Source organism: Psychrobacillus psychrotolerans (assembly GCF_900115805.1).
Lineage (GTDB): Bacteria > Bacillota > Bacilli > Bacillales_A > Planococcaceae > Psychrobacillus > Psychrobacillus psychrotolerans.
This window is the reverse complement of sequence record NZ_FOXU01000005.1, coordinates 167,817-187,395: the sequence shown is the minus strand read 5'-3', so window position 1 is coordinate 187,395 and position 19,579 is coordinate 167,817. Positions and strand designations below refer to the sequence as shown.

The following is a 19,579-nucleotide window of genomic DNA, read 5'->3' as shown; positions in this document are numbered from 1 at the left end:
TCAAATTATTTAAAAGGAAATGTATATGTCACTTTTGTTATTCCCCGTATTTAACCTTCTCTAACGGTTCAAATGCTGGTCCCTCGAGTACATCACCCTTATAACTAAATCTAGAACCATGACATGGGCAGTCCCATGAACTTTCTGCATTATTAAAGGAGACATTACAGCCCATATGAGTACACGCCGGTTTTACCAAATAAACTTTTCCTTGGTCATCCTTATAGGCACCGACCTTTTTGCCATCTAGCATTATTAAATCTCCACTACCATTTTTTAAATCGTCCAGCTTCAAATCTAGTAACTCTGTCTTTCCTTTAACAAGCTCTTTTGCAACACTTGCATTCGTCTTAGCAAAACTGGTGATATCTTCTTTTTTCATCTTAGATCGGGTTGGATCATACAACTCTATATACCGATTTTCTTTTTCAAGCACTAGATCTGCCATTATTTGTGCTGCAACTGTACTATTTGTCATACCCCATTTAGCATAACCCGTAGCTACTAATACATCAGTCTTCCCCGCTGTCATTGTACCGACATAAGGAAGCTGATCTAAGGTCACTAAATCCTGAGCAGACCAACGATAATCATAATTTTTCACCTTAAACTGTTCTCGACCAAAAGCTGCGAGGTTTTCATAATTTACATTGGTATCTCCTTCGAATCGTCCAGTTACATGTCCTTCTCCACCTAATATCAAATACCTTTTACCATCTTGTCCTAACGCAGTTCGTACAGATCTGGTCGGTTTCTCTACATTTATATACATCCCTTTTGGATAATTAGTCGGGGCGATAGAAGCTAGAGCATAAGATCGTTCAGGATGCATTCTAGCAAAGTACAAACCATCCCCATCATTAAACGGGAAATGACTACATACTAGTATTTTGTTTGCTCGAATATGCTGTCCTTCCATTAGTTCTACTGTGTTCGATTTCACAGTCTTAGCACGAGATTCTTCATAAAATTCCACACCGTTTTCGATTGCTTTTTCCATTAAAGCTTTTGCATATTTTATCGGATGGAACTGCCCTTGATCTTCTAACTTAAGTGCTTGCTTCACTGTATAAGGAAGTCCAGTATCCTTTGTTAAGGAAGCACCTTCTATTCCTAGAGTGTTATAAGCTTCCATTTCTTTTTCTACTTTTTCTATACCGACCTCCGTATCTGCATAAATATAAGCAGGCATCGTCTCGTAGTCACAGTGAATGTTCAATTGTTCAATCGTTTGTTTGATATATTCTTTTGCTTGCGTATTTGCATCATAATATAATCTCGCTTTTTCTTCTCCAAAAGTAGAAATTAGTTGCTGATAGATAGGACCATGCTGCGCAGTCACCTTGGCAGTTGTGAATCCCGTAGTACCTTCTAATATTCGACTACCCTCTACCACAATCACCTTTCGACCGCTATTACTTAACAAATATGCAGCAGTGATACCTGTAAGACCAGCACCAATGATGACAATGTCCGTTTCGATATTGTTGTTTATTTTAGAGAATAATGGAAAGTCATTATTTGCTCTCCAGTAGGATTTAGATTCTGTGGGTAAAATTTGATCTGACAATGTGTATTTCCTCCTTTTTACTACAGTGTCTATCTATTGATGAAACTTTATTCATTTTTTTGCGTATAACAGAAAAACAGTTTTAGTAAGGGGAATGACTGTGGATACTTTTGGTTTATATTTTGTAGGTTTTGCTCCTATTTTTATCGGTGCTGTATTTGTCATAGTTTTTGGATTTATTATTTTTGCGATTATTAGCAGTGTAAAACAGTGGAACAAAAACAATAACTCTCCTAAGTTATCTGTACCCGCTCAAATAGTGGCGAAACGTGCTAATACACGTGGTGGTTCAGGCAATAGTTCAGCTTCAACAACCTACTATATTACTTTTCAGTTTGATAGTGGCGATCGTTTGGAGTTACAGCTTAGTGGAAAAGAATACGGAATGTTAGCAGAGGATGATCTTGGTGTATTAACATTCCAAGGAACTAGATATCATTCTTTTGAAAGAAAATAAAACCGTGCATTCTCCAAATGGAGCTGCACGGTTTTTGAGGGTTCGTATACTGTTAAACTGTCCTAATAAGTTTTGCTTTTGCCGCTGACTTTAACGATCCTCTTCTTCCCAACATTCGGTGTTCTTTAACCCAGGAATTGTTTTTGCATAAAATACTGGATTTACTCCCTTTTTACGTTGTTTCGTATAATCATTAAGCACTTGGAATGCTGTCTTTCCAAGTAAAAGTATCACTGCAATATTCAATATCGCCATTAGTCCCATGAATAGATCCGCTAAGTTCCATACGAGTTGTACATGTGCGATAGAACCAAACATCACCATAACTAGTACTAGCATACGGTAACCGGTCATCCAACCCTTATGCGCATGGATAAATTCAATATTCGTTTCACCATAATAATAATTTCCTATAATAGAACTGAACGCAAAGAAGATTATTGCAATCGCGATAAAGTATGGTGCCCAACTACCAACATGTTCGGCCAATGAGTTTTGAGTTAACACGATTCCATCATTTTCTCCGGTCTTATAGAGACCCGCCAAAATAATTATGAAAGCAGTCGCTGAACAAATAATAATCGTATCAAAGAATACTCCTAGACTTTGTACTAAGCCCTGTTTAGCAGGATGTGAAATACTTGCAGTCGCTGCCGCATTTGGCACACTCCCCATACCAGCTTCATTGGAGAATAGTCCACGACGTACCCCTTGCATGATTGCAGCACCAAGAGTTCCTCCTGCTGCTTCTCGAAGACCAAATGCTTCCGTAAAGATCAAGCTAAATACTGCTGGAATTTCTGTGAAATTCGTCACCACGACATACATCGCGACGATTAAATAAAATATAGCCATTACTGGCACGATGACTTGTGTCACCTTAACAATTCTATGTACTCCTCCAAATATAATGGTTGCGGTTAACAATACTAGCAAAATACCTATTACATAAGGCTGGATACTAAATACATCCCCTACTGAAGCAGCGATTGTATTAGATTGAACCGCATTAAAGATAAAGCCAAAGCATAGCGTTAATAGAATACTAAATATGATTGCTAATTTGCGTGTGCCCAATGCTTTCTCCATATAATATGCAGGTCCACCTCTAAAAGTATCTCCGTCCTTCACCTTATAAACTTGGGCAAGTGTACTCTCGATAAAAGCAGTTGCCATCCCGATAATTGCAATAATCCACATCCAAAAAACAGCCCCTGGTCCACCAACACCAATTGCCAGTGCTACACCAGTAATGTTCCCAGTCCCTACACGGGAAGCTGTACTAATGGTAAAAGCTTGAAATGGTGATACTCCTCCCTTTTCTTCCTTTTTTTCAACAATCAGTCGGAACATTTCTCCAAACAGACGAAATTGTACAAACTTCGTACCAATAGTAAAGTACAGTCCAGCGATTATTAACAAAGCTATCAATATGTAAGTCCATAAAATATTATTTACTCCATCGACTAAGTTCCCTAACCAGTCCATAATTTTCTCCTCCAATTTTATTAACTTTGTTTATATACCCTTTTCACTCATTATAAAAACCAATAGAATAATTCCTATTGGTTTAGTGGAATGGCATTATTATATTTTAGGCTTGAAGTCCTTCTTCTTCTACTACTTTTTGTAAGGCACCAACAAATGTTTCCGTTGGTTGAGCTCCTGAAATGGCATACTTGTCGTTTATGACAAAGAAAGGTACTCCACGGACTCCGATTTGTCCTGCTTTAGCAATGTCTATACGTACATCTGCTAAGTATTCCTTAGAGTTTAATACTTTTTCTGCTTCTTCTCTTGATAGATCGAGCGATTCCATCAGATCCAACAGTACATCATTATTTCCAATTGCTTTTCCTTCGATAAAATAAGCATGTAGCAATAGCTCGTTAGCCTCTTTTGCTTTACCTTGTGCAGATGCCCATTTTACTAACCGATGTGCATCTAAAGTGTTGGCAGGCTTCATTTTTTCAAAATTATAATCAAGACCTACAGTTTTTGCTTGCTCTACTACTCCTGCTGTCATCGTTTTCGCAGCTTCTACAGTAGAACCATATTTTTCTGCTAGCACTTCATACATCGTTTTATCTGATTGTTTTGGTGTATTCGGATCTAATTCAAAGCTTTTAAATTCTACTTGAGCTTGTGAAGCAAAACCGGTTTGTTCTAAAGCTTCTTCTAACCTTCTCTTTCCAATATAACAAAAAGGACATACAAAATCGGACCAAACTTCAATTTTCATTATCATCATCACCTCTTCTACATTGTAATAGGAACAAATCTTGAATTCAAAATTACTGCCTCATAATATGAGTGGACTAAATTAAGAAAATAAACGAGCAGTTATCTCAAATATTCCACTAAACTAACAACCAATATATAACCGCAAATAAATCCCTTTAAACGGGAGGGGATACTTGAGGTGAAATTACCTGTAATAGAAAAAACGATGCAAATTAAATGCATCGTTTTTTAGCGATTTTTATTCAGCTAGAGCTTCTGTAAGAGCCGGTACTACTTGTTTTTTACGGGATACTACACCTTTTAGAAGGGCGGTATTATTTACAAATGGCACATTGAATGCCGCTTCTGCTTTTAACGCTAATTTTCCTAGAGCTAATGCTACAGAATCGTTATTTAGGATGTCCGTTACAACAAAGAAGAATAAATCTAATTCTTTTTCTTGGATTTCACGTGTGATTAACTCTTCTAGTTCAACTTGACGATCCATTACATCATTGACGTCTACAGCATTTACTTGTGCAATGATTACTTTCGATTCGCCCATTCCAAACTCTTTAGCATCTAGTGTAAGCAGGTCTTCTAAGCTCTTGTCACTTAAATCTGCCCCTGCTTTTAACATTGCAAGTCCGTACTCTTCTACATTGACTCCAGCAATTTGTTCCAACTCTCTTGCAGCTACTATATCTTCCTCTGTGCAAGTAGGTGATTTGAATAATAATGTGTCTGAGACAATGGCAGAAAGCATTAATCCTGCAATATTTGCAGGCACTTCTATGCCTTTTTCTTTATATATTTTATTGATAATTGTTGCTGTACAGCCTACTGGCTCAGCACGATAATATAGTGGGTCAGCTGTTTCAAAGTTTGCGATACGGTGATGATCGATTACTTCTGTTATTTGAACCTCTTCTATACCCTCTGCACTTTGTTGTTTTTCGTTATGATCAACTAAAATGACCTTTTTTGCTTCTGTCGATACGTTTTCTATAAGTCTTGGTGAGTCGAAGCCAAATTTTTCTAAAGCAAACTTCGTTTCATTATTTATATCACCTAAACGAACCGCCTCTGCTTCCATACCAATCTGATTTTTTAAGTGTGCATAAACGATTGCTGATGTAATTGTGTCTGTATCTGGGTTTTGATGACCAAAAACGAGTACCTTTGTCATGAATAATCCTCCTAAAATCTATTTCCGATTATATTTTATCATACATCTTGGGTGTCATTGAAAAGTAAATCTGCTAGTTTATGCTTTTGATGCAGATAATCTTGAAGCGTATATTCGTCTAACACCTTTAAATAAGCATTCAGCGCTAAGCGAAGGGTTGCCCGTAGCCCACAAACTGGGGTTATAACACAACTATTTGTTTGACAATCAAAGCATTCGACGAGATGAAAATCGTCCTCTGTATGCCTTACGACTTGTCCTATATTAATATCCTCCGGTTCCATCGCTAAACGGATGCCGCCACCTCTACCTCTAACAGTTTGTATATATCCAAGCTTTCCAAGTTCATGGGTCACTTTCATCAAATGGTTTTTAGAAATACCATATGCATCTGATATAGCTTGTATTGTAGAGAGTTTATCCTTTTCCTGTGCTCCAAGGTATATTAACACGCGAAGTGAGAAATCTGTATACATAGTCATTCTCATATTGCCACCGCCATTCTTCCATATCATTATAACGATTTTGACAACATTGTGGTATAAATGTGTCTGATTTATTAAAGATGTATTTTAAATATTGCTTTTAAAAAATTACAGGAGTATATTGTGGATATAAACAAAGAAAAGGACGTGGATTAGAATGTTATCTCAAAAAACAATTGATATTGTAAAATCTACAGCACCCGTTTTAGAAGTACATGGTGTCGCTATTACCACCGCTTTCTACAAAAATATGTTTGAAGCTCATCCAGAATTATTAAATATATTCAATCATGCTAACCAAGCAAAAGGACGTCAGCAAACTGCATTAGCTAATACCGTTTATGCTGCTGCTGTTCATATTGATAATCTTGCTGCAATCATTCCTGTAGTAAAACAAATTGGTCAAAAACATGTAAGCTTAGGTATCAAACCTGAACATTATCCAATCGTTGGTGAGCATCTTCTCGGTGCTATTAAAGAAGTACTAGGTGATGCAGCAACCGATGATATTATCAATGCTTGGGCAGAGGCATACGGAGTAATCGCTGATGCATTTATCGGTATTGAGGAAGAAATGTATACCGCTACGGAATCCAAGCAAGGCGGTTGGAGATTCTTCAAGGATTTCGTTATTGCCGAAAGAGTAAAAGAAAGTGATAATATCACTTCTTTCTACTTAAAACCTGCTGATGGTTCAGCAGTTCCATCTTATGAACCTGGTCAATTCATCACGATTCGAGTGAGTATTCCTGGTGAAAAATACTTGATGAATAGACAATATAGTTTATCAAAAGCTGCGGACAATGAATCTTTCCGTATTTCTGTAAAAAAAGAGGATGAAAATAACCCCGAGGGTAAAGTATCGGTTCACCTTCACAATAATGTGAAAGTTGGCGATAAAGTAGAGCTTACCGCTCCAGCGGGAGATTTCGTTTTAGATCCATCACAAACAACACCAGTTACTTTTGTAAGTGGTGGGGTTGGAATCACACCAATGATGAGTATGTTTGAGACGGTTGCAAAAAACAACCAGAGCCGTCCTGTATCCTTTATCTATAGTGCCCGCAATGAGAACTTGCATCCATTTGACCAAGATATCCGTTCTTTAACGGAAAATATGGATGATGCAAAATATGTAACACTTTACTCTGAAAGTGGCGATGGTTTTATCACGAAAGACGTGCTTAAAGAACATACTATTGCAGATGGTGACGTTTACGTTTGTGGTCCAACAGGATTTATGGAAGCTATGATCAACTACTTATTGGAATTAGGAGTTCCAAATGAAAGAATTCATTATGAATTCTTTGGACCTGCCATACAATTAGAGCTGGCAAACGCTTAATAAAATAATCTCAAAAAAGTGTCACTTCTATATGGAGTGACACTTTTTTATAATGGAATAATTATACATTGCGAGAGATGTGAAGTTATCAACAATAATGTTATAATTAGGATATATTCCTAATTCAGAAGAAATGAGTGAACATGTTCAATGCCCAAAAATTCCGAGAGCAAGTACATTCCATTGGCAGCCTTTTTTAAACAATCGACTACCCAAGAAATTACATTAACATATGTTGAAATTGAAGCAATTATTGGTCATGTTCTGCCGAATGCCGCCTATTTAAGTAGTAGCTGGTGGAAAAAAACAAAGCCCCCTGCTCTTCATTATTTTGCATGGACCGAATCTGGGTATTCTGTAAAAAACGTGGATCTTGGAAAAGCCATTCATTTCCAAAGTATTTTACATGAATCCAATGAACGGAATTCTGATGATGATAGTCAGGATATCCTTATAATTCGGGAAGCTGATTTAGAGGATGCTCGCCCTTTCATTAACTTACAAGAAACTATCTTTACCGAGACTGATTTTATGCTATTTGGAAAAGCAGATAGACAATTAACAGTCCAAAGTATCCGTAAAAGCATGAACACTTGGAAAACTTCACCAAATTCTACTTTACTTTTAGCAATTATGAATGGCCAATATGCTGGTTATGTACAGTTTATCGGAGGTCCTGCTCCCCGTGCTGTCCACCGAGCTTCCGTAGTTATCGGGGTCAAACAGGCCTTCTCTAAGAAAGGAATTGCTTCTTCACTCATGCTTCAAGGAGAGAAATGGGCAAAGGGATCTGGTATTTCTAAGCTAGAACTTACGGTTATTAAAGAAAACACGAATGCTCAAAAGCTGTATAAGAAACTGGGGTTTGAATTAGAGGGCACTCGAAAAAACGCATTGGTTATAAATGACCAATTCGTTGATGAATATTACATGGGGAAACAGATTTAAGGAAATGAACTAAGTTACTTAAGAAACATAGATATGCCGTTGATTTTCGCTGCGAGCGGACGCTTTCCGTGGGCACGGCTTCAGCCGCTTCCTTCGCTTATGCTCAGTCCAGGGTCTTCAGCTCGCGCTGTTCCCACTGGAGTCGCCGCTCTTCGCTCCAATCAACTATGACCACTTTATATACACGAATAATTGGATATAAAACCACCTAAGAATACTTGTTTTATCTTAAAAAAAGTAATAATAAAATGGACTCTGAAAAATGAAGATTTATTTTCTTCTTTCATTATAAAATAGTATTCCTAGCCGGGCAGAAGGTTTTATCCTTCTATTAACTTTGACTACTCTTTTCATCTAAGCGAGAGGCTATGCCAAATCTTATAGTGGAGTACTACTCACTTAGTTGATTGTAGTGAAATGTGGCGTCTCCAGCGGGATAAGCGAGAAAGTCGAGACCCCGCAGGGAGCGTAGCGTACGAGGAGACTCGGCCTCGCCCGCAGAAAGCGTCCACATGTAACGGAAATCAATAGTATTATTCATTCTTTTAAGTCTCATGAACTCAATGTTCACGTTACCTTTTTATAAATTCTTATCTTTCAACAAAACCAGTGAGGACCTAATTTCAGGTCTTCACTGGTTTTCTTGTTTTTGATACGAATGGATTATCTGTTTCCCAAAATCTATAGGGGTAATGTACAGCCTCTCCGCTGTTTTCGATGCCTATTCTCGGACCCGTTGATACAGCGGTTACTGGCTCACCCTCTGCTATATACAAAGGCTTCTCAGTCCAATGGGAACCATAATGTTCCATGGATATACCCATGGCTTTTGTTAGCTTTCCGGGTCCGTTCGTCCACTGCTTCATCGGAAGATCATTACGGAATTCCTTCATCAATTCTAAGCCCTCTACTGGTTCCACAGCACGGATTAATATCGCATTAGGAATATCTGGAGGTGCCGAGACAACATTGATCAGGGTATGGGTGTGCATTTGATAACTGTATATCAAACCTGGCTCACCAAACATAATCTCTGTGCGCTTCGTTCTTCTATTTCCAAAACTATGCGCGGCTCGATCATCTGGTCCCATATACGCTTCCGTTTCTACAATCCTACCGATTATTAATCCACTTGGATGCTCATGAACAATATAGTTGCCTAATAATTGGCGGGCAAGCTCTAGAGTCGGTTGTTGAAAGAAACTTACATCAATTGGCTCCATATTAAATATAACCATTTTGTTTTGCTTCAAATGTTAACTCTTCCCTAAATTTCGGGTGTGCTATCGAGATAAGTTGTTTCGCACGTTCTGAAATTGGTTTTCCAAACATTTTAGCTACTCCGTACTCCGTAACAATCATATCTACATCATTTTTAGAAGTCGTAACAACTGAACCTGGACTAAGACTTAGTTTTATACGAGAAATTTCATCATTTTTTGCTGTAGAAGTCATACAAACAAAGCCTTTTCCTTCTTTAGCAAATCGAACACCACGAGCAAAGTCAGCTTGCCCACCAGTAGATGAATAGTACTTTCCAGCTACTGTTTCGGAAGCACATTGCCCGAATAGGTCAACTTCGGTAGTGGCATTAATCGAAACAATTCGCTCTTCTTTAGCAATTTCTCTTGGGTCATTCACAATACTGACAGGTAAAAACTCTACCGAAGGATTATTGTTTAGGAAGTCATACATTTTCTTTGAGCCATGAGCAAATGTTGCAATAATCTTCCCTTTATTCGTAAACTTTTGTGTACCATCTATAGCACCAGCTTGTACTAAATCAACAATGCCATCGACGAACATTTCTGTATGAACTCCTAAATGACGATGATTTTTTAACAAGCTTACTACTGCATTGGGAATTGAGCCAATACCTATTTGGAGCGTGTCTCCATTTTCAATCGACTCCGTCACATACTCAGCAATTTTCATGTCTTTCTCACCAATAGGAGCAGCAACATCCTCGAATAAAGGACGATCATTTTCAACAAATCCTGCTATTTGGCTAATGTGTATTTGGTTTTGGCCAAAAGTACGAGGCATATGCTGGTTTACCTCTAATATAAATGGTACTGTACCGATAAACTCACTTACGATATCTGCTTGTGTTCCAAGTGAAAAGTAACCAAATTCGTCCATTGGTGAAGCAACAGCCATAATCATGGAGAGATTTGTGGAGCTTTTTAATATACGAGGCATTTCATGAAAATGATTTGGCACTAAGTCTACTAAACCTTGGTAAAACTGTTTTCTTGTTGCCCCACTTAAGAAGTAAGAGACATGGTGTAGTTGCCCAGGAAACGCACCATTCATATACTTTCTAGATTGCAATGCAAGCAGTTGATGTATTTTCACATTCGTTAATTGATGTGCTCGATCTTCTAAAATGTCCAGTAATTTATGTGGTTCACCGTTCGTTAGTGGAAGAATAATATCTGCATTATGTGGAATCAAATCGATTACTTGTTGTGCTGTTAGTAGTTTGTTATTCATATTGGCATACTCCTATGGTATTCGATATTTTTTTATGCTCTTAGAAATCATAAAATCTACGACCTGTGGATAAACTTCTACAAATAATTATCCGTCCAGCGTTTTTCACGATTTACTACTTGGTGCAGTCATTAGAAATCCTTCTACTTCTTTAGGATTTCTTAAAATGCATATATCTGTATTTTTGACGTTCCTTAATATGTCGAGGGTATGCGGACGTACATCCTGTGGAAAACGCCATACCCATTTTGCAAATTCCATATCCATTTTTTCCTTACAGCCCACAGCCATATCCGGTCGTGTTTTACCCCGATAGATCCATGCTCTCTTCAAGACTCTGTACGAGCATAATACTCTAGAGAAATCCAAAAAGACTATTAAATCTGCATAGGAAGCCCGCAACTCTAATGTCGAATCAAAATTTCCATCTATAATCCATTTATCCTTTTTTAACTCTTCTTGAATTTTTCCACGAAATTCTGGCTTTGGTGTAGGGACCCAACCCTCATTCCAAAAAAGGGTATCGAGATGTATTAAAGGCAAACCCCATTGTTTAGATAATTGTTTGGACAATGTAGACTTACCAGCACCGCTTGAACCGATGATGAGTATGCGTTTATGTTTTAATTGATACATCCTCTGCGCCCCTTGTATAGCCATTCTTCATTTTACTATGTTTTCACCCTTAGGCAAAACAAAACCTGCTCCCAAGGAGGAACAGGTTTTGTTTTCTACTCTAATTCTATTTGTTTTGTTTCTGTGCCTAGGAACAGTACCGCCAATACTCCGATTACAATCGCAATACAGAAAATAGTGAAGATGTAGCCAATTTCATAGCCTCTCATAACTAGAGTCCCAACTAATAGAGGTCCTAAAATGCCTCCAATACGTCCAACAGAGGCAGCCATACCAGAACCAGTAGCTCGAATGACAGTTGGATATTGCTCTGGAGAATATGCATATAAGGCTCCCCATGCACCAAGGTTAAAGAATGATAGAAGAATTCCTGAAACCATCAATAGCGTTGTTGTCTCCGCAGAACCAAAGACGAATGCACTTGCCGCAGTTCCCAATAAATATGTAATTAATACAAATTTACGTCCTGCCTTCTCTATTAACCAAGCTGCTGAGAAATAACCCGGTAATTGAGCTATCGTCATGATCAATACATATTCAAAGCTTTTAATAAGCGTAAATCCTTTAATGACCATTACACTTGGTAACCATAGGAACATTCCATAATAGGAAAATACAACTGTAAACCATACTATCCATAACATTAACGTTCGCTTCGCATATTTCTTTGACCAAACCTCACTCATATTTTGCATAATCGTTCTAGTTTCGGACTTTTTCTCTGTATATTTAGGCGAATCGGGTAATTTTAAACGTAAGTAAATTGCATAAAATGCAGGTAATGCAGTAATTATTAAAGCAATTCTCCAACCGTAATCAGGAATAATAAAATAGGCAATGATTGCGGAAATAATCCATCCTGCGGCCCAAAAGCTTTCTAAAAGAACAACTACTTTTCCTCGTTCTTTTGCTTCCACACTTTCAGATACTAATGTTGACGCTACCGGTAGCTCTCCACCGAGACCCATTCCTACAAAGAATCTTAAAATTAAAAATGCCGCAAGTGTTGTTGTTAGTGCGGACAATCCACTTGCAATAGAAAACAACAGTAATGTAATCATAAATATTTTCTTACGTCCTACTTTGTCTGCAAAAACTCCAAAAACAAGAGCCCCTACTGCCATTCCAATAGAGTTGACACTACCAATCCATCCCATTTGCTCTGGTGATAAGTTCCAATCTATCGCTAAGGCTGCAATTACAAATGAAAGAATCCCAACGTCCATTGCATCGAACATCCATGCAAGTCCTGCTATCCCGAGTAATTTATTTTTTGATATCTTTTTTTGTTCTTTCATGCTACTTTTTCACTCCTGTCTTTACACCTGTAAAGTTTTTAGTTTACCTGTTTAGTATACGCATCCAATATCAAAGTTACAATATAAATTTTACCTTGTTTTTTCCACTTTATTAGAGTAAAATGTCCTTTATACAAATACATATGTTTGTTCGAGGAGAACAGAGAGGTGGAATACATCATGGCTTGGCAAGGACTAATCGAAGAATATAAGGAGTTTTTACCAGTAACAGAAAATACCCCTAAATTGACTTTGCTGGAGGGTAATACTCCTCTCATTAAACTAGAAAATATTTCAAAAGAATTAGGCGTCGAAGTATATGTGAAAGTAGAAGGAGCAAACCCTACTGGATCTTTTAAAGATAGAGGGATGGTTTTTGCAGTTGCAAAAGCAAAAGAAGAAGGAAGCAAAGCAGTTATTTGTGCTTCTACAGGAAATACGTCAGCCGCGGCTGCTGCTTATGCGGCTCGTGCTGGAATGCGCGCAGTTATTGTTATACCCGAAGGAAAAGTAGCTGCAGGAAAATTAGCTCAAGCATATATGTACGGAGCAGAGGTTATTCAAATAGAAGGAAACTTCGATGTAGCACTCGATATGGTACGCGCAATTAGCGAAACCTCTCCTATTACACTAGTGAACTCAGTTAACCCATATCGTATTGAAGGACAAAAGACTGCTGCCTTTGAAATTTGCGATGTGTTAGGAATAGCTCCAGACTATCTAGCAATACCAGTAGGAAACGCCGGTAATATTACGGCTTACTGGAAAGGTTTCAAAGAATATAACGACAAAAAACAAACAGGTTTACCTCAAATTTTTGGATTTGAGGCAGAAGGCTCTGCTGCTATTGTACAAGGAAAACCTATCGAATTCCCTGAAACAATTGCTACTGCAATTCGTATCGGTAATCCAGCAAGTTGGAAAGGTGCTGAAGCTGCCCGCGATGAATCTAATGGTGTCATCGAAGCTGTAACGGATGATGAAATTATCGAAGCCTATAAACTAATCGCAAGCAGAGAAGGCATCTTCGCAGAGCCTGGCTCATGCGCTTCAATAGCTGGACTACTACGTTCCGTAAAAGAAGGAAAAATAGCAGCAGGAAGTACAGTAGTTGCAGTATTAACTGGCAATGGCTTAAAGGATCCACAAACTGCAATTGATGTTAAAGTTGCTGAGCCCCATAAACTTGAAAGTAATGCTTCAGCTCTTAGCGCATTTATAGAGGAGGTGCTAGTCTAATGGTTTGGTGTATTTCAATACCAGCAAGTACAGCGAACCTTGGACCAGGCTTTGACTCCATCGGTATCGCCCTAGACAAATATTTAGAACTGGAAGTCGAATTAGGATTTGATTGGAAAATCATTAACTTGTCCGGTAATCTTCCGGATGTTCCAAACCCACTAGATCACTTAATTGTCCAAGCAGCCGAAAAAACGGCCGAGTTACATGGTTTTTCCCTCCCTCCATGCACAGTGAGAGTGAAGAGTGAAATTCCACTAGCAAGAGGAATGGGGAGCAGTGCTTCAGCCATTGTTGCTGGTATTGAGTTAGCCAATCAAATTATGGAATTACATCTAACTGCACAGGATAAACTAAAAGTTGCAACACTAATGGAAGGACATCCTGACAATGCAGCAGCTTCCATTTATGGAGGTTTTACCATCTCTTCTAATGCAGCAAACGGGGAGATAAATGTATTTCATGCAAATCACATCGAGGCCTCATTTGTGTTATTTATACCCAACTTCGAATTAAAAACAACAATGGCGAGACAAGTTTTACCGGATTCTTATTCACGTCAAGAAGCAGCACAAGCAAGTGCAATCGCAAACTTATTAACTGCGGCTTTCCTATCATCAGCTTTTGAACAGGTTGGAACTTATATGGAACAGGATTTGTTACACGAGCCTTACCGACTTGATATGATTCCACAGAGCAAAGAGATAAAAATAGCAGCTAAACAAGCGGGTGCTTATGGAACTTGTATCAGTGGTGCAGGACCTACCCTGCTCTCGTTAGTGGAAAAAGGAACAGAACAGGATTTCATCTCTAAGTTAAAAGGTCAATTTCCTGATTATAATCTCGTTGAAGTACCTATGAATCGCACAGGTATTGTCGTTACGATTAAAGATACAGAGAATGCCCACTAAAGGAAACTTTCACTAGTCAGAAGTTATACATTCCATTATAAAAGGCAGTGCAACTTCGTTTGAAGGTTACACTGCCTTTTTATGATTAAGCTTTTATTAAGCTAGGAGAACAAGACTTAAGGCCATTACTGCCATTCCTGCAACGAGTCCATAAATAGATGAATGGGTTTCATCATATTTTTTCGCTGCTGGCAATAACTCATCTAAAGAAATAAAGACCATAATCCCCGCTACTCCGGCAAATATTACTCCAAACATGACTCCATTTAAATAGGGCATCAGTATTAAATAAGCTACGAACGCTCCAACCGGTTCCGCTAAGCCAGACAAGAAAGATAACTTGAAAGCTTTCTTACGACTACCAGTTGCATAATATATAGGAACTGCTACAGCAATTCCTTCCGGTATATTGTGAATAGCTACGGCAACGGCAATTGCAATCCCTAAATTGGGATCTTGTAGAGCAGATGCAAAGGTTGCAATTCCCTCTGGAAAATTATGAATCCCTATTGCAAGTGCTGTAAAAACACCCATTTTCATGAGTTTTGTCTGCTCAGCATTACTGATTTTGACATCCATATCTTCTACACTTTTAACTTCATGTGGGTTACCAAGACTAGGTATTAATCGGTCAATTACCGCAATTACGAACATCCCACCGAAAAAACCAACTAATGTCATCCAATACCCATTTGTCTCTCCAAGTTCAGCAACGAGAGAGTCCTTAGCTTTCACAAAAATTTCTACCAAGGATACATAAATCATGACACCTGCTGAGAAACCTAGTGCAACGGATAAAAATTTAGTATTTGTGCGAGATGTCAATAATGAAAGTAGACTACCAATACCAGTTGCCAGACCAGCAAATAATGTAAGTAATAAAGCAAACGCTACATTTCCATCCATTGACCCAACTTCTTTCTATTTATCGATTTTCATTTATTATACGCAAAATGTTTCCTTTGCGCAACTCTTTTCAACTAGTGAAAATATATTTTTTTTATTTTTACGAATTCTACAAATTTATTACTAATTATGGAGACATCACTTCGTTATTTATTTCTTCCCTAAGCAACAGTGGTTTAACCTATAGGTGATGTTATTAAACAAAAAAGCATTGGAAGAAGTGTATACCACTTAATCCAATGCTAATTTTTTTATCATAATATGACTACTTTTGTTATTATATTCTATTCCACTACAGTATAACTTCCATGTTCCATAGCAATTACAAATTCAGGCTGTGGTGGTTTTCCACCATGCTCTTTTATTTTCTTTTTATGTCCGGCAATATGCTCAGGACTCTTTTCCCATGCTTTCCAAGCCTCTTCTGATTCCCAACGAACAATCATTACTACTTCTTCTTCACCTCGACGAACATTCTTAACTAATAACTCACGCCCGATGAATCCTTCACGTTGTTCAATCAATGATGGACCTTGATCTGGTTTCTTCTTAAAACGTTCAAGAATCTTATCGGCATTTCCTTCTGTCACTGTCCATTTACGAATTTGTACTAACATTTCTATTCCCCCATTTTTATCTTAGCGATTGTTTTTAATTTTGTGTATCAATTGGTTTTTCTTCATTAATTGTGTCTTGAGTTGTGGGTTCTTCTACTTCATATAGTTCAAATAATTGTGCAAACTCTTCCATAAGAGTTTCTACTGCCTTCAATTCACCAACTATAATCGGATTAATCGATTGTAATTCAGGAGTTTCTAATTGCTTCTTTAATGCGTTTGATTTCATATTCATCATATCATAAAACGCTAACGCTCTCCCACGTCGGAACGTTTTCGCACCATGTCTTTTTTCTTTGTCTTCTGCTTGTATTGGTCTTCCTCTACGTCTACCCTCCCGATGATTTTCGTCTCGGTCATGTCTCCCTCGAGGATGTGATTCACTTCTCATACAAAGCCCCCTTTGTATACGTTTGTATACTTATATATATATATTGTATACAAACGTATACATCGAGTCAATCAATTAACTCAATTCAAATACAATCAATACTTTCTATTCGTTAAATAATTCCCAATATTAATCCAATCTTGCTCAAGAAAATCGCGGTTGGAAGGTCTATAAAACACAGAGGCAGGGTGGTAGGTAGGAATAATCATATAGCTTTCATCCGACCATTCAAATTCAATAGAATCTAGTGATTTTAAGTGACGTACTGGTCGATGAAGCAGTTCTCCATGTAACTTGGAAACCTTTGCCTCTTTTCCTAACAAACGCTGTAAACCTACATTCCCTAACGTAACAATAATATTAGGGACAATATTTTTTAGTTCATAATCTAATATGGGTGCATGTGCCACTATTTCTAATTGGGTTGGTGGGCGATTATACTTTTTTTGTATTAACTCACCATTACGAGTCTTCTTATCTCTCCATACATATGGTCGGCTACGAACTGCACTAGTCATATATACGTCTTCTCTGGTCAATCCAATACTTTCTAATGACTTGTTGAGTTCGTCACCTGCTCTACCGATAAATGGAACTCCTTTTATAGCCTCATTCTCTCCAGGAGCTTCGCCTATAAGTAAGATACTTGGGTTTTTAGGTCCCTTCCCTTTAACAAATCCTTCTACAGGAAAACCCTCTATCCGGTTGATCCCAAGTTTAATAAGCTCCTTTGGTATTTCAAACATATACCCCACTCCTTTAGAAAAAACCTTTCCAACGAGGAAAGGTTTCTACTCTGTATACTTTTTAAAAACTCTGTTTCTGTATTCATACCACAATGCTACGATGACAAACCAAGAATACCCAATCATCCACCCAGCTAAAACATCTGAAGCATAATGCCTATGTTCCGCAATCCGTGAAAGTCCAACCATTATGGTAGCAAGTATAGCGACTAACCAGATTAGAACCCGTTTCGGTTTACTCGACTGATGCTCTGTTAAAAAGTAGGCAATGGTAAATAAATATAAAAGCCCCACCATTGCATGTCCAGATGGAAAGCTAAAGGTCTCCAACTGTTGTGGAATATCTGGTCGTTCTCTTTCCACCCACTTTTTAAGCATTTGATTCAGAACATTTCCAAACCCTACAGAGAGTAAAACAAAGAGCATTCCTCGATAATTTTTTGAGCGTAACCAAAGATAAATAACTAATAACAGCGTGACAAATATAATAAATTTAGTGTCCCCGAAATTATGAAAAAATCCTATAATATTATTATCTCCAAATATTTGGGTCATCTGATTATCAAACTGTGCTATTTCTTTTGAATTGAAATATACGAACAGTGCTGCAAAACCTAATAATGTTACCAGACTAAGTGGATAAAACCATTTCTTCAAAAAATCCCTCCTATCCCATAACAAAATTATAAGCTAGTAATATATGGATGTACAATGAATAACTACCCTTTAAGCAAAATCTATTTCCAATGTCTTCGAAGCACTGTGGACAGAATTCTGCCTAATTATTAACCGAGTTATTCTGATGGAGATTATGAGAAGTTGGAAAATCAGGAGGGATGATTGAGTCAGATAAGACATCAAATGACGCGTTAGAGATGATAGTAGCTCATCGATCCTCTGTAACTGAAATCAGCAGTATAAGTGCCGTTATAAACGTATAAAAAAAGAGCTACTCTACTCGTTTACACGAATAGAGTAGCTCTTGGTTACTATGAATTATTTTAATTCATCTAAGATTTCTTGTAATTTTGCTGTTTCAGTTGTTACACCGTTGCTTGAGAAGTACCAGTTCGTACCATCTAAGTATACGATTTTGCCTTCTTTATAAGCACGAGTTTGTTTAATAATATCATTTTCGATATCCGCTTTAATCGTTTCTACATCCGAAACTGTGCGGTCAATTACTAATAATACTTCTGGATCTACTGAAAGTATTGACTCATAAGAAAAGTCTGATCCGTGTGAAGATGCTTCAATATCAGTTGTTGCTGGTTTGAAACCGAAATCATTGTACACATATGCAAAACGTGATTCTGCACTGTTATCAAAGCCAGACATTTTTTTGTCATTATACATAGCAACTAATGCATTTTCATAGCCAGTTGCTTTTTCTTTCACTTCATCTACTTTTTCTTGTAATGCAGCTTTTAGCTCTTCACCTTTTTCCACTTTATCAAACATATTAGCCGCTAAGTCTACTGTTTCATAAACTGCATCAATATAGTTAGAGTTATCTGAACCGATAAATACTACATTTGGTGTAATTTCTTTTAACTCTTCATAGAAGGCTGTTTGACGACCAGAGATAAAAATGATATCTGGATCTGCAGCTGCAACTGCTTCGAAGTTAATAGATTTTAAAGTTCCAACATCAGCAATTTCATCACTTGGTGCATACTTTTCTTTCAAGTGTTCTGGAATATTCCCTTGACCACCGTTAGCTGCTACACCTACGATACCTTCAACACCTAAAGCATCAAGAGTATCTAAGAAACCGTAGTCTAAAGAGATAATGCGCTTAGGCTCTTCTTCTAATGTAATATCTTCAAAAGTAACTGAAGCACCTTCTTCTGTTTCACGAGCAGTACTTAAAGAAGATACCGTCATCGGATATGCCGACTCTTCTGCTACATCTTTTTCTGTATCACTTGCTTCGTTTGTTTCAGTTGCCTTTGGTGTTTCTGTTTCTTCTGATCCACATGCAGCTAACATTAATGCTAATGCAGCAGCAGTTATTATATTCCATTTCTTCATTCTAAATTTCTCCTCCTAATAAATGCTCTTTCAAGTTTCGACTGATAATGAAAATCATTCTCAATCAACTACCTCAAATTCTAATTTA

At 37.7% G+C, this 19,579-nt stretch carries 20 protein-coding genes; 5 read left to right on the top strand and 15 right to left on the bottom strand.

Going from position 1 to position 19,579, the window contains the following annotated elements; genetic code table 11:
• Positions 1-37 precede the first annotated feature (37 nt).
• Positions 38-1,570 (bottom strand): FAD-dependent oxidoreductase, encoded by a 1,533-nt coding sequence (locus tag BM260_RS11665; protein ID WP_245762714.1) that lies wholly within the window; start codon positions 1,568-1,570, stop codon positions 38-40.
• A 100-nt stretch (positions 1,571-1,670) separates the two neighbouring features.
• Between BM260_RS11665 and BM260_RS11660 the strand changes: the two genes are divergently transcribed.
• The gene (locus BM260_RS11660; protein ID WP_245762713.1) at positions 1,671-2,027 is read left to right on the top strand and encodes a DUF2500 domain-containing protein; all 357 of its coding nucleotides are present in this window, start codon (positions 1,671-1,673) and stop codon (positions 2,025-2,027) included.
• Between the two features lie 90 nt (positions 2,028-2,117).
• Here BM260_RS11660 and BM260_RS11655 read toward each other — a convergent pair whose 3' ends face one another.
• The 4 genes from BM260_RS11655 to BM260_RS11640 all read right to left on the bottom strand — a co-directional run bounded on the left by BM260_RS11655 (position 2,118) and on the right by BM260_RS11640 (position 5,927).
• Complete coding sequence (locus tag BM260_RS11655) at positions 2,118-3,515, bottom strand: alanine/glycine:cation symporter family protein (RefSeq protein ID WP_093537520.1); 1,398 nt, start codon at positions 3,513-3,515, stop codon at positions 2,118-2,120.
• A 106-nt stretch (positions 3,516-3,621) separates the two neighbouring features.
• Positions 3,622-4,269, bottom strand: coding sequence for a DsbA family oxidoreductase (locus BM260_RS11650; protein WP_093537601.1), 648 nt, complete (start codon positions 4,267-4,269; stop codon positions 3,622-3,624).
• A gap of 240 nt (positions 4,270-4,509) precedes the next feature.
• On the bottom strand, positions 4,510-5,439 hold the full coding sequence (locus BM260_RS11645) for a manganese-dependent inorganic pyrophosphatase (RefSeq protein ID WP_093537519.1): 930 nt from the start codon (positions 5,437-5,439) through the stop codon (positions 4,510-4,512).
• Between the two features lie 38 nt (positions 5,440-5,477).
• Positions 5,478-5,927 carry an RrF2 family transcriptional regulator gene (locus tag BM260_RS11640; protein WP_093537518.1) on the bottom strand — a complete coding sequence of 150 codons (450 nt, stop codon included), beginning with the start codon at positions 5,925-5,927 and terminating at the stop codon, positions 5,478-5,480.
• A gap of 154 nt (positions 5,928-6,081) precedes the next feature.
• On the opposite strand from BM260_RS11640, the gene hmpA reads away from it, so the two are divergent.
• Together hmpA and BM260_RS11630 are read left to right on the top strand one after the other, a co-directional pair.
• Positions 6,082-7,269, top strand: coding sequence for an NO-inducible flavohemoprotein (gene hmpA, locus BM260_RS11635; protein WP_093537517.1), 1,188 nt, complete (start codon positions 6,082-6,084; stop codon positions 7,267-7,269).
• A gap of 183 nt (positions 7,270-7,452) precedes the next feature.
• Complete coding sequence (locus BM260_RS11630) at positions 7,453-8,217, top strand: GNAT family N-acetyltransferase (RefSeq protein ID WP_245762712.1); 765 nt, start codon at positions 7,453-7,455, stop codon at positions 8,215-8,217.
• Positions 8,218-8,840: 623 nt separating this feature from the next.
• Here the strand turns inward: BM260_RS11630 and BM260_RS11625 are convergent.
• From BM260_RS11625 to BM260_RS11610, 4 genes are all read right to left on the bottom strand, one after another.
• Positions 8,841-9,440 (bottom strand): DNA-3-methyladenine glycosylase, encoded by a 600-nt coding sequence (locus BM260_RS11625; RefSeq protein WP_093537600.1) that lies wholly within the window; start codon positions 9,438-9,440, stop codon positions 8,841-8,843.
• A gap of 1 nt (position 9,441) precedes the next feature.
• Entirely contained in the window at positions 9,442-10,713 is a 1,272-nt protein-coding gene (locus BM260_RS11620) for an acetyl-CoA hydrolase/transferase family protein (RefSeq protein ID WP_093537515.1), read from the bottom strand.
• Positions 10,714-10,818: 105 nt separating this feature from the next.
• On the bottom strand, positions 10,819-11,349 hold the full coding sequence (locus tag BM260_RS11615; protein WP_093537514.1) for a DNA topology modulation protein: 531 nt from the start codon (positions 11,347-11,349) through the stop codon (positions 10,819-10,821).
• A 95-nt stretch (positions 11,350-11,444) separates the two neighbouring features.
• Positions 11,445-12,647, bottom strand: a complete 1,203-nt coding sequence (locus BM260_RS11610) for an MFS transporter (protein ID WP_093537513.1) — start codon at positions 12,645-12,647, stop codon at positions 11,445-11,447.
• 180 nt (positions 12,648-12,827) lie between these two features.
• Between BM260_RS11610 and thrC the strand changes: the two genes are divergently transcribed.
• Entirely contained in the window at positions 12,828-13,886 is a 1,059-nt protein-coding gene (gene thrC, locus BM260_RS11605; RefSeq protein WP_093537512.1) for a threonine synthase, read from the top strand.
• Positions 13,886-14,797 (top strand): homoserine kinase, encoded by a 912-nt coding sequence (thrB, locus tag BM260_RS11600; protein ID WP_093537511.1) that lies wholly within the window; start codon positions 13,886-13,888, stop codon positions 14,795-14,797. The genes thrC and thrB overlap by 1 nt, the downstream gene beginning before the upstream one ends.
• A 96-nt stretch (positions 14,798-14,893) precedes the next feature.
• Here the strand turns inward: thrB and zupT are convergent, their stop codons facing one another.
• From zupT to BM260_RS11570, 6 genes are all read right to left on the bottom strand, one after another.
• Positions 14,894-15,703 carry a zinc transporter ZupT gene (zupT, locus tag BM260_RS11595; RefSeq protein ID WP_093537510.1) on the bottom strand — a complete coding sequence of 270 codons (810 nt, stop codon included), beginning with the start codon at positions 15,701-15,703 and terminating at the stop codon, positions 14,894-14,896.
• 284 nt (positions 15,704-15,987) lie between these two features.
• Entirely contained in the window at positions 15,988-16,320 is a 333-nt protein-coding gene (locus tag BM260_RS11590; protein WP_093537509.1) for an antibiotic biosynthesis monooxygenase family protein, read from the bottom strand.
• A gap of 34 nt (positions 16,321-16,354) precedes the next feature.
• Positions 16,355-16,711, bottom strand: a complete 357-nt coding sequence (locus BM260_RS11585) for a hypothetical protein (RefSeq protein WP_245762711.1) — start codon at positions 16,709-16,711, stop codon at positions 16,355-16,357.
• A gap of 95 nt (positions 16,712-16,806) precedes the next feature.
• Positions 16,807-17,457: a uracil-DNA glycosylase gene (locus tag BM260_RS11580; RefSeq protein WP_093537508.1), complete on the bottom strand. Its 651-nt coding sequence runs from the start codon at positions 17,455-17,457 to the stop codon at positions 16,807-16,809.
• 45 nt (positions 17,458-17,502) lie between these two features.
• On the bottom strand, positions 17,503-18,114 hold the full coding sequence (locus tag BM260_RS11575; RefSeq protein ID WP_093537507.1) for a phosphatase PAP2 family protein: 612 nt from the start codon (positions 18,112-18,114) through the stop codon (positions 17,503-17,505).
• A 339-nt stretch (positions 18,115-18,453) separates the two neighbouring features.
• Complete coding sequence (locus tag BM260_RS11570) at positions 18,454-19,491, bottom strand: siderophore ABC transporter substrate-binding protein (RefSeq protein ID WP_093537506.1); 1,038 nt, start codon at positions 19,489-19,491, stop codon at positions 18,454-18,456.
• Positions 19,492-19,579 lie beyond the last annotated feature (88 nt).

What these genes read in the sequence shown, in the direction of transcription:
- BM260_RS11580 (WP_093537508.1), bottom strand. Translation starts at nt 17,457, where the DNA reads ATGTTTGAAATACCAAAGGAGCTTATTAAACTTGGGATCAACCGGATA.
- BM260_RS11620 (WP_093537515.1), bottom strand. Translation starts at nt 10,713, where the DNA reads ATGAATAACAAACTACTAACAGCACAACAAGTAATCGATTTGATTCCA.
- BM260_RS11590 (WP_093537509.1), bottom strand. Translation starts at nt 16,320, where the DNA reads ATGTTAGTACAAATTCGTAAATGGACAGTGACAGAAGGAAATGCCGAT.
- thrC (WP_093537512.1), top strand. Translation starts at nt 12,828, where the DNA reads ATGGCTTGGCAAGGACTAATCGAAGAATATAAGGAGTTTTTACCAGTA.
- BM260_RS11645 (WP_093537519.1), bottom strand. Translation starts at nt 5,439, where the DNA reads ATGACAAAGGTACTCGTTTTTGGTCATCAAAACCCAGATACAGACACA.
- thrB (WP_093537511.1), top strand. Translation starts at nt 13,886, where the DNA reads ATGGTTTGGTGTATTTCAATACCAGCAAGTACAGCGAACCTTGGACCA.
- BM260_RS11650 (WP_093537601.1), bottom strand. Translation starts at nt 4,269, where the DNA reads ATGAAAATTGAAGTTTGGTCCGATTTTGTATGTCCTTTTTGTTATATT.
- BM260_RS11655 (WP_093537520.1), bottom strand. Translation starts at nt 3,515, where the DNA reads ATGGACTGGTTAGGGAACTTAGTCGATGGAGTAAATAATATTTTATGG.
- hmpA (WP_093537517.1), top strand. Translation starts at nt 6,082, where the DNA reads ATGTTATCTCAAAAAACAATTGATATTGTAAAATCTACAGCACCCGTT.
- BM260_RS11610 (WP_093537513.1), bottom strand. Translation starts at nt 12,647, where the DNA reads ATGAAAGAACAAAAAAAGATATCAAAAAATAAATTACTCGGGATAGCA.
- BM260_RS11585 (WP_245762711.1), bottom strand. Translation starts at nt 16,711, where the DNA reads ATGAGAAGTGAATCACATCCTCGAGGGAGACATGACCGAGACGAAAAT.
- BM260_RS11570 (WP_093537506.1), bottom strand. Translation starts at nt 19,491, where the DNA reads ATGAAGAAATGGAATATAATAACTGCTGCTGCATTAGCATTAATGTTA.
- zupT (WP_093537510.1), bottom strand. Translation starts at nt 15,703, where the DNA reads ATGGATGGAAATGTAGCGTTTGCTTTATTACTTACATTATTTGCTGGT.
- BM260_RS11640 (WP_093537518.1), bottom strand. Translation starts at nt 5,927, where the DNA reads ATGAGAATGACTATGTATACAGATTTCTCACTTCGCGTGTTAATATAC.
- BM260_RS11625 (WP_093537600.1), bottom strand. Translation starts at nt 9,440, where the DNA reads ATGGAGCCAATTGATGTAAGTTTCTTTCAACAACCGACTCTAGAGCTT.
- BM260_RS11615 (WP_093537514.1), bottom strand. Translation starts at nt 11,349, where the DNA reads ATGTATCAATTAAAACATAAACGCATACTCATCATCGGTTCAAGCGGT.